At 37.7% G+C, this 9,213-nt stretch carries 7 protein-coding genes; 5 read left to right on the top strand and 2 right to left on the bottom strand.

What is annotated here, in order from left to right; translation table 11 throughout:
* A partial coding sequence (locus CDZ78_RS22715) for a hypothetical protein (RefSeq protein WP_211200774.1) occupies positions 1-200 on the bottom strand: 200 nt, incomplete at its 3' end.
* 69 nt (positions 201-269) lie between these two features.
* Positions 270-1,370 carry a type I restriction endonuclease gene (locus CDZ78_RS15870; RefSeq protein ID WP_087870873.1) on the bottom strand — a complete coding sequence of 367 codons (1,101 nt, stop codon included), beginning with the start codon at positions 1,368-1,370 and terminating at the stop codon, positions 270-272.
* A 2,045-nt stretch (positions 1,371-3,415) separates the two neighbouring features.
* On the opposite strand from CDZ78_RS15870, the gene CDZ78_RS22195 reads away from it, so the two are divergent.
* The 5 genes from CDZ78_RS22195 (at position 3,416) to CDZ78_RS15890 (ending at position 8,737) form a co-directional block, all read left to right on the top strand.
* Entirely contained in the window at positions 3,416-3,592 is a 177-nt protein-coding gene (locus tag CDZ78_RS22195) for a hypothetical protein (RefSeq protein WP_167374346.1), read from the top strand.
* A 146-nt stretch (positions 3,593-3,738) separates the two neighbouring features.
* Positions 3,739-5,775 carry an HsdM family class I SAM-dependent methyltransferase gene (locus CDZ78_RS15875; RefSeq protein ID WP_087870874.1) on the top strand — a complete coding sequence of 679 codons (2,037 nt, stop codon included), beginning with the start codon at positions 3,739-3,741 and terminating at the stop codon, positions 5,773-5,775.
* 20 nt (positions 5,776-5,795) lie between these two features.
* On the top strand, positions 5,796-6,908 hold the full coding sequence (locus tag CDZ78_RS15880; RefSeq protein WP_280175596.1) for a restriction endonuclease subunit S: 1,113 nt from the start codon (positions 5,796-5,798) through the stop codon (positions 6,906-6,908).
* Between the two features lie 278 nt (positions 6,909-7,186).
* Positions 7,187-8,008: an SEL1-like repeat protein gene (locus tag CDZ78_RS15885; RefSeq protein ID WP_087870875.1), complete on the top strand. Its 822-nt coding sequence runs from the start codon at positions 7,187-7,189 to the stop codon at positions 8,006-8,008.
* Between the two features lie 318 nt (positions 8,009-8,326).
* The gene (locus CDZ78_RS15890; protein ID WP_140414117.1) at positions 8,327-8,737 is read left to right on the top strand and encodes a hypothetical protein; all 411 of its coding nucleotides are present in this window, start codon (positions 8,327-8,329) and stop codon (positions 8,735-8,737) included.
* Positions 8,738-9,213: the final 476 nt, after the last annotated feature.

Raw genomic sequence — 9,213 nt, forward strand, 5'->3', positions numbered from 1 at the left:
TGGGATGCCCAAAACAAGCTTTCGCAAAAATAGCGACTCCCCGCAATAAACAATGATAATTTGTAAGGATAAAAGAAAGCATGGAAAGAATAAGCCTGCAGGGCTACACCTTGCATAGACAACACAAAGAGTAAGGTTACCTGTTTATCTTTCCCACTCAAGAGGAGATGGCTTGTCTCCTGCAGGACAGTTTTATTCATTAGCCGCATAAAGACCGGTTATGGCCGGTTTTTATGCGCACAATAAACTTTTGCGACAGAACCCTCTATTCATTCAAATCTAGCTGCATTTTCTAGCAACTTGTCAGATAATCCGTAAATATCATCCAAGTTTTCGATCGGGTGGCGAATTTCTTTTTTATCTTCGCCTGTAATTCCAATATATTTTTGTTTAGTATTAAAATATAAACGACATAAAGGCTTACGGTTATTATCATCACACAGAATACCAAAGTAGCTTTGCGTATCTCTGGCGACAATACGTGAAACATCTAATTTTACACGTAGAATGGCTTTAACAATGTTGAAACCGTCCGTTTCTTCTTCTGTCGTAACGATTCTTTGATTATCATCTTCACCTTGTTCTAGTGTGGTTTCTGCTTCTACTGCTACAGACTGAAATGGTGATTCTTGCGCCTTGATTGCGACTTCTTCATTTGTGCCAATCGCAGACTTTAAACGATCATTGATACTATCGTAAAGGAACTGTTTCAGTGCTTTTGATGTGATTTCAAGAAATTGAGCTTTAACTTTTGCAGTTTGAACGCCTTCATAAACTTTTGATGTAAAGAATTTTACAAAATTTTCTTCTGGATTCTTAAACTGTTCTTGTAGGACTTTCTTAATCTGATTCAGATATTTAAGCTCTCCAGCGGCATCAACAACGGCATCAACATCAAAAGATGATTTAGTTAGTTTCTTAACTTCTGGAACAATATGCTCATCAAGATCAGACATATTCAACGTTAAGAATGGTTTTTCGTCCATTTTATTTGGAGCGTCTAGATCTGTATAGAACTCGTAAACTTCACCATTAGTTAGAATTGCTATACGTGCATTAGTTACAGAAAAATAGCGAAATAATTGACTTGCGTGTTTGGTAGATAGTTTCTCACCAAACTTTTTACACTCGATAAGGATTTGTACTTCACCATCTTTAAGTAAAGCGTAATCTACTTTTTCACCTTTCTTAGTACCTGTATCAGCATTGAACTCAGGAACAACTTCCGTTGGATCAAAAACATCATAACCAAGCACTGAATGCAGAAATGGCATAATCAATGCATTTTTAGTTGCTTCTTCTGTTTCTAATGTAGAGCCAACTTGAACAATCTTCTTTGATAGTCCCTGTAGCCGTTCGATGAAATCCATAGCCTTACCTTTACTTCGTATTTTGATAAATTATTTGCATATCATACCAAAATAAAAAAAATGGGCTCTGTCGCAAAAAAACAAATCTGTTTTGTGTAGAAACCAACTGTGACCTATTTTTATACGATAAATGGATAAAACATCATGCAGGATAAAAACCTTCTAATCCCATCATTAAAATCACGACAATCTAGTGTTAAAGCCAAGTATCATATGGTATTCAGGAAAGTAATAACTTAAAAAAATAGAACCATTTTTAGTAGAATATGTGAATCTTCTTTGGCTGAAATTAAATCTTATGATCGTAGGTAATAGGGTGATTTTGTTTTTTTTGCGACAGAACCACTGCTATTGCATCAGCTCCTGAACGTCACGTAACACAAGCAATTAAGCCCATAAGCTCAACTGTTGGTACGCGCCATTTTTCATCGCGCATCTCATTGATAACCCTACAACTTTACACTCACTAGAGGGGAACATTTACGCTGATAGCGTGAGTTAAATAAACAAGGCAAGGGGAGATTATCCAGCAATTAAGCACTCCCACTCCGCGCGTTGAATCTGTTACTCAAAGTGCTGCTGATAAGATTATCCAAGCTGTTATGGGACGGCTGGATGCACAACAAGGGGGAAACTCCGCGCCTCCCGTATAAGCGTCAGTTTACAGTAAGATATAATGCCTGTTTGATAGCGTCAGCATCAAGTCCTTGTCCACTCAAGGCGGTGCTGGCTAATGGTTTTTTTATAAAGCGTGGTAGTTAATTCCCGATTCAGAATCAAAAGGGCGCGGTTAGGAAAAACAAACCTAGCGGCGTATACAGGCGTTTTTATCATAAAAACATACCCTAATAACTCTTGAGGGGTGTATTGGCCCCCAAGGCTCTTTACGTGGCTAGATAACAACGAATGGCAAAGAGTTTGCAGGTTACAGTTGATTTTTACACAAACATTTGTTCTTTTGCGACAGAACCATCTTTCGCGCCAACCTGTTGTGTTTGCGAGAGTGGGCAGTATGATATGAAGTCCCGCAGACCGCATTCCACAAATTCTGCGGTGTACCGTTCATGTGGAGAATGTATTGGTTCCCTGCGGGCGTATTGATAAAGCATGGATAACGAAAAGATGTTATCCACCCCTTACCAACACTAACCAACACATTTCCCACAATCACTATCAATCCAAGCGATATGTATTCTCTTAAACCGCGCTCCGCGCATCAATAATAATTAATTGTATTTTTGAAAAGAATAAAAAGATAGATAGTATAGCCGTAGAACCCACAAGGGCGCCGCCCACAAAATCCCTTTCACAGCCCCCCCCTCCCACAACTGCTTTAAAAAAAACAGATTATGCGGACTAGAGTTTCAGTGAATCTTGGGATCGAGTTACTTGAGTTTTTAAGCCCCTTTCACTACCGTTACGCCCTGCGCGTTGCCAGATATAATAAATATATCCGCCCTTGCTCCAAACGCGCCACCTTTTGCATTATAAAATTCAAATTCCGCAACCAAAACGGCTATAAGATTGCGACTTCTACTTTACACAAAAAATGCCTTATGGGTTGCCTTAGCAAAAATCCTTGATTGGCAACACTGTCCTGACCTATTCCAAACCATCTTGATTCCAAAATAGGGACTGAGCTTGTAAAGAAGAGAAGCCAAATAATGCTTTCAAATGAGATGTTAATTAAGATATAATTAACGTCCGTTTGAAAGAAAGAGGGAATATCTTACTTTCAAGCTGTGGTGAGTGGTGATACACTCATACACAACCTTTAAAAAACCTCTGCATACAATGTGTGTAGGGGTTTTTTTATGCCCTAAACTTTAAAAGTTCGGGACTTGTTTATAAACCTGAAATAGTGAATATCAAGTTGTATTGCTAATAACTTTAACTCATACAACCAAGACATAGCAAGTTTAGCTGTAGTTAATACCTCTAATAAGCCTTTTAGCCATTTTCTCTTGGCACGTCATCCCCCCCTAAGTTCATGAAGCATTGGGACGTCCTGTCATCGCCGTTCATTAACCACATAAAGGGCAGTGATGACCGAGTTCTGGTTCTGTTCGACTGGATCACAAATTTTAGATTTACAACGGGATGCATTATTAGAGGCAGAGGTTTTATCTGAACATCTTTATGATCATGTATGGTGTTTGACAGAACCCATGAATAGTCAGTGGAATACTATTGAACAAGAACAATGCCTTCACCAATTTTAATTTAAGCCAAAAATGACAATCTTACACCTATATAAATCAACCGCTTATAGGCTGTGGAATTCATAAAAATGAGTGTATTTTCATTTTGGCGAAGGTATTGACAAGAATGCTGACATTTTATAATAAAACGGAATAGAACGTGGAATATGGCAAAATCAATTGAACCTAATATTGCAGACCTAGCAAATGGCTGGCTTAAATCTTACAACCTTGATTACAAGCTAGAGCAAGAATCTTTAAACACTGAAACAGACAAAGCACTGTCTGATTACTTCACCAAAAATGGCGGCTCAGGCGCCAATCGCCCAGATGCAAAGCTATTACTGAAAGATAAAAATCTGGATCACTTCCCTATACTCATTGAGTACAAAGGCTACAAAGATAAGCTTGTCAAACTCGACGCGAGTGGAAAGGTAGAAAACAGAACAGCTAAAAACGAATCTCATTTTAAAAACATCAATTCGTTTGCAATAAATGGCGCAGTGCATTATGCCAATGCATTACTACACCACACCAGCTATACCGACATTATCGCCATTGGGATGACAGGACACAAAGATGAGTCCAATAATATTCAGCACGAAATAGGTGTTTATTACGTTTCAAAATCAAATTTCGGCATCGGACAAAAAGTTGGCGAATTTACCGATTTTTCTTTTTTGTCAGAAAAACATTTTGATGCGTTTGTCGAGCAGGTAAGAACCTTAAGCTTGTCGCAAGCAGAACTCGACAAGATCAAAGAACAGCGTGAAAAAGAAATTGATACCAGTCTGGTCAGGCTGAATAATGATATTTACCAAAATGAAAAAGGCTTGGGCGAAAATGACCGCGTTTATCTGGTTGCCGCTTCAATCATTTCTACGTTGGGGATTCCAGGAAAAGTATCTCCGCTTGAAAAATCTGATTTAAAGTCTTCTACCGAAAAAGGCAGCACAGATGGTGAAATAATAGTAAGAAAAATAGAAGCATTTTTGGGTGAAAAGGAGCTGCCGGAACAGAAAAAAGAACTCATTTTAAGAACATTAAAAAACACACTTTCAACTGATAATATCAATAAGGTTAAAAACGGTGAAAGCCAACTTAAAAGAGTTTTTACAAAAATTGTTGATGACCTGGGGATCTACTACAAAATTGGCTTAACCACCGATTTTACCGGTAAGCTCTTTAATGAAATGTATGGCTGGCTTGGTTTTTCGCAAGACAAACTTAATGATGTCGTGCTTACACCGTCTTATATTGCAACCCTTTTAGCAAAGCTAGCACGCGTTAATAAGGATTCGTATGTGTGGGATTTTGCCACGGGTTCAGCGGGACTATTGGTTGCAGCAATGAATGAAATGCTGAACGATGCCAAAAACACCATCACTTCACCTGAAGAGCTCGCAAAAAAAGAAGCGGAAATAAAGGCTGAACAATTGCTCGGTTTAGAAATACTATCAAGTGTTTATATGTTGGCTATTCTCAATATGATTTTGATGGGGGATGGCAGCTCCAACATTCTAAACAAAGACTCTTTGCAGGATTTTGACGGAAAATATGGCTTTGGTGAAACGGATAAAAAATTTCCCGCTGATGCTTTTATCCTTAATCCGCCGTACTCTGCCCAAGGCAACGGTATGAACTTTGTCGAAAAAGCGTTGGGAATGATGAACAAAGGGTATGCCGCCATTATTATTCAAGGTTCATCTGGTTCAGGAAAAGCGAAAGCAATCAATCATAAAATTCTTAAAAAACACACGTTATTGGCAAGCATCAAAATGCCGATAGACCTCTTTATTGGTAAATCCAGCGTGCAAACACACATCTACGTGTTTAAGGTAAACGAACCACATCATCAAGATGAAATGGTTAAGTTTATCGACTTTTCAAACGATGGCTATACGCGCACCAACCGGAAAAAATCCAGCAATAACCTCAAAGATAAGGATCGCGCTAAAGAACGCTATGAAGAGCTAATCAGTTTAGTGCGCTTTGGTAAAAGTAAACTCACTATTTTTACCGAAAATGAATATTACGAAAACACCATTGATCCCAAAAACGGGGATGACTGGAATCAGTCTATACCCGTCGACACTAAGCCTACATTGCAGGATTTCAAGAAAACGGTCGGTGATTATTTGGCTTGGGAAGTTTCAAACCTTCTTAAACAACAAACGGGTGAAGGGAACAATTCGGGAAAGTAGATGCCCCACTTAACGATAAACTGAAACATGTTGAGTGGGGTGAATTTAGGTTGGGTGAACTATTCGAGTTTGAGGCAATCAAGCAAGCAAAATCCCAAAAAGCAATACCAACCGATAATACAGAAAATGGTGTTCCTTATATTGTTCAGTCTATGTCTAATAATATGTTTTCAAGAAATGTTAATAAACAATGGTTGATTGAACATAATGAATTTCCTGTATCTGGTAATAGGATTGTATTAGGGGTAACTTTGCCAGCCGTTTCTTATCAGCCAGTCGAGTTTGGTGCAAGCCAAGTAATAACGGCTAAATCTGAGTGGCTAAATAATAAGAATGGAGTATTTATTTCTTCCTCAATTTCTAAATTAATGTACCAATTTTCATATCAGAAAAAACCTGGTATGAAAATTTATAAAAATATGAGTGTTTTGTTGCCTGCCAAAAATGGGGGGGCTGATTTTGAATTTATGGAAAATTTTATAGCGGAGCTGGAAACAGAGCGCATAGCGGAGCTGGAAGCTTATCTATCTGCGGCTGGTTTAAAAAACACCTCATTGACTCTACAAGAACAGCAGGCTTTAGATGATTTTAAAGACCTTAATTTTGAAGAGTTTAATGTTATTAATATATTTAACGTGAAAAACTCTGGAAATATTTTATCCAGAGATATTATTGAAAATAGAGGAGAAACACCTTACCTCTGCTCAAGTAATAAAAACAATGCGGTAAGTTCTTACATCTCTTATGATGAAGAGTATTTGGATAAGGGAAATTGTGTTTTTATAGGCGGGAAAACTTTTGTTGTTAGCTATCAAGAAAAAGACTTTTATTCGAACGACAGCCACAATTTAATCCTGTATCTAAAGAATGAAGAAAAAAGAAACAAGTTTAACCAGCTCTTTTTAGCGACCTGTATCAATAAAAGTTTGGATCATAAATATTCTTGGGGCGACAGTATTAGCAACAGAAAGATTCAAAAAGACGAAATTTCACTCCCGACACAAAACAATCAACCAGACTATTCTTCAATGGAAACCTTTATTTCCGCGATACAAAAACTGGTTATCAAAGATGTTGTTCACTATGCGGATAATAAAATAGGGTTCTGTCGCAAAAAACAAATGTTTGTGTAAAAATCAACTGTAACCTGTTTTTATGCGATGAATGGATGAAACACCATGCAGGAAAAAAGTATTCTCGCCCCATCGCGATAATTGAACTGGTGTTCAGGAAAGTAATGGCTTGAGAAGGGGAAGTAGGTAGTGGCTCAAAGCGTGGTCGGATTACTGCTCAACAAGGTAGAATTTTGTCGAGATATTTATATATAATTACAGGTTTGAGCCACTACCAGTTATGAGATCCTAGTCCAATGAAAGCAGTTACACATTTTTTATATTAAAGGGGAACGTCGTTGAATGAAAAAACAGAGGATATAAATGATATTACCAAGTCAGCAGAGCAAGGGAATGCTAACGCACAATACAATCTAGGGGTGATGTATCTGGAAGGAGAGCTCATTACTCAAGACCATAAGCAGGCGGTGAAGTGGTTTACCAAGTCAGCAGAGCAAGGGAATGCTAACGCACAATACAATCTAGGGGTGATGTATCTGGAAGGAGAACTCATTACTCAAGACTATAAGCAGGCGGTGAAGTGGTTTACCAAGTCAGCAGAGCAAGGGAATGCTAACGCACAATACACTCTAGGGGTGATGTATCTGGAAGGAGAACTCATTACTCAAGACTATAAGCAGGCAGTGAAGTGGTTTACGAAGGTAGCAGAGCAAGGGAATGCTAACGCACAATACAATCTAGGGGTGATGTGTAGCAAAGGAGAAGGGGTTATTCAAGACTATAATCAGGCAGCGAAGTGGTTTACTAAGTCAGCAGAGCAAGGGAATGCTAACGCACAACTCAACCTAGGGGAAATGTATAGCAGTGGCAAAGGCGTCACTAAAGACTATAGGAAAGCGGAAACGTGGTTTACCAAGTCAGCAGAGCAAGGGGACTCTAAAGCACAATATAATCTAGGTGTGATGTATGCTAACGGAAACGTGGGGATTCAGGACAATAATAAAGCATATATGTACTTTAATATTTCAGCATATAATGGCAACTTTGAAAAGGCAATAGCTAACAGGGAAAAGATAGGCAGATTGCTATCAATTGAGAAAATAAATAATGCCCAGAAATTATCACGAGATTGGATAGAATCACACAATCAGAATGTGTAATCTAACTAATCTCTCATTTTCAATAGCATAAAAAAATTGCGGATGAAAATAGAGCTTTAGCAAAGTGAACATTTTTCCGTCCGTGTTAGCTGTAGGTGGTGGGAAGAGCTTTCTTAAAGACTAGAAAAATAATATGTAATCTCACATTGAGCGGGTATGGATTTATATTTTTATTTTAAAACAAATAGTTACAATAAGTTTAGTAGATTTCAATGGCTTATATGAAATCATTTAAAATCAATGTGTTACATAAATAAATAGACCCGCTCAATGTAAGTGTAATGGAAATTTTTGATGATATTTATATATTCTGTGGCAATGAGTTTTCGAAAAAGAATTAATAATCTAATTCTTGGTCCATTTATATCTTCATGGGCTTTATGTAATTGGGGTAAGTTGGCTTTATTGTTTTTTGGTACAGGAACACCAGACGTAAGAATAAAAAATATGTTGCAAGAGATGTCTGTACGTAATCTTTTAACGTATCCCGATTTGTTCTTTATACCATTAACATTAACGGCGTTGTATATTTTTATTCTTCCTCATTTAAACTATTGGGTTGCAGAAAAGGTGAATCCAATCAAGCAAAAGTTGGAGAAACAGCATTATAAATTCGAGAGTGAAACAAATATACACAGTACACTACTGGGACTTCAAAGTGACGCTGCCAGCCATGGTGAGAAAACAAAAGATATTCCGAGGCGTCGTCCAGATGCTTGTGAATACTAATTATCACAGCCCGCATTTTGCAAATTCTGCGATATACCGTTCATGTGGACAATATATTGGCTACCTACGGGACATATTGCTGTATGCAGATTATGAGAAGAACTATACCTGGGTTCTATCGCGAAACCAGCAATACTAAGTCTTGTGTTAATTCTGTTTTTCTAGCCATCACCCCCCCCTTTTTTTTAATCACAATAGTGTAATTACATTTTAAAATATTGTAAAACTTCTTACAAAAAACTGGTTAGAAACTATTTTTATACCCATACCTTATCGCGACAGAACCTTTTTCATTGCCGGAGGTAAGCGATGGCAAAATGGAAACTAAATATTACCTCTAAAATCTGCCGTAGTCCGTATCCTGATCTTTAAAGCCATTCTTTAACAGGGGATTTATTAACAATTTCAGTGGTTTGGTTTTTTAACAGCCTTTTTTAACGCTATTTGCGAAGAATCAGGGCGACTTGAAGGTGATT

It is taken from the genome of Bathymodiolus platifrons methanotrophic gill symbiont (genome assembly GCF_002189065.1).
Classification (GTDB): Bacteria; Pseudomonadota; Gammaproteobacteria; order Methylococcales; family Methylomonadaceae; genus Methyloprofundus.

Bases quoted from the DNA above. Each gene is read 5' to 3' on its own strand.
- CDZ78_RS15870 (WP_087870873.1), bottom strand. From the start codon at position 1,370: ATGGATTTCATCGAACGGCTACAGGGACTATCAAAGAAGATTGTTCAA.
- CDZ78_RS22195 (WP_167374346.1), top strand. From the start codon at position 3,416: ATGACCGAGTTCTGGTTCTGTTCGACTGGATCACAAATTTTAGATTTA.
- CDZ78_RS15875 (WP_087870874.1), top strand. From the start codon at position 3,739: ATGGCAAAATCAATTGAACCTAATATTGCAGACCTAGCAAATGGCTGG.
- CDZ78_RS15890 (WP_140414117.1), top strand. From the start codon at position 8,327: ATGAGTTTTCGAAAAAGAATTAATAATCTAATTCTTGGTCCATTTATA.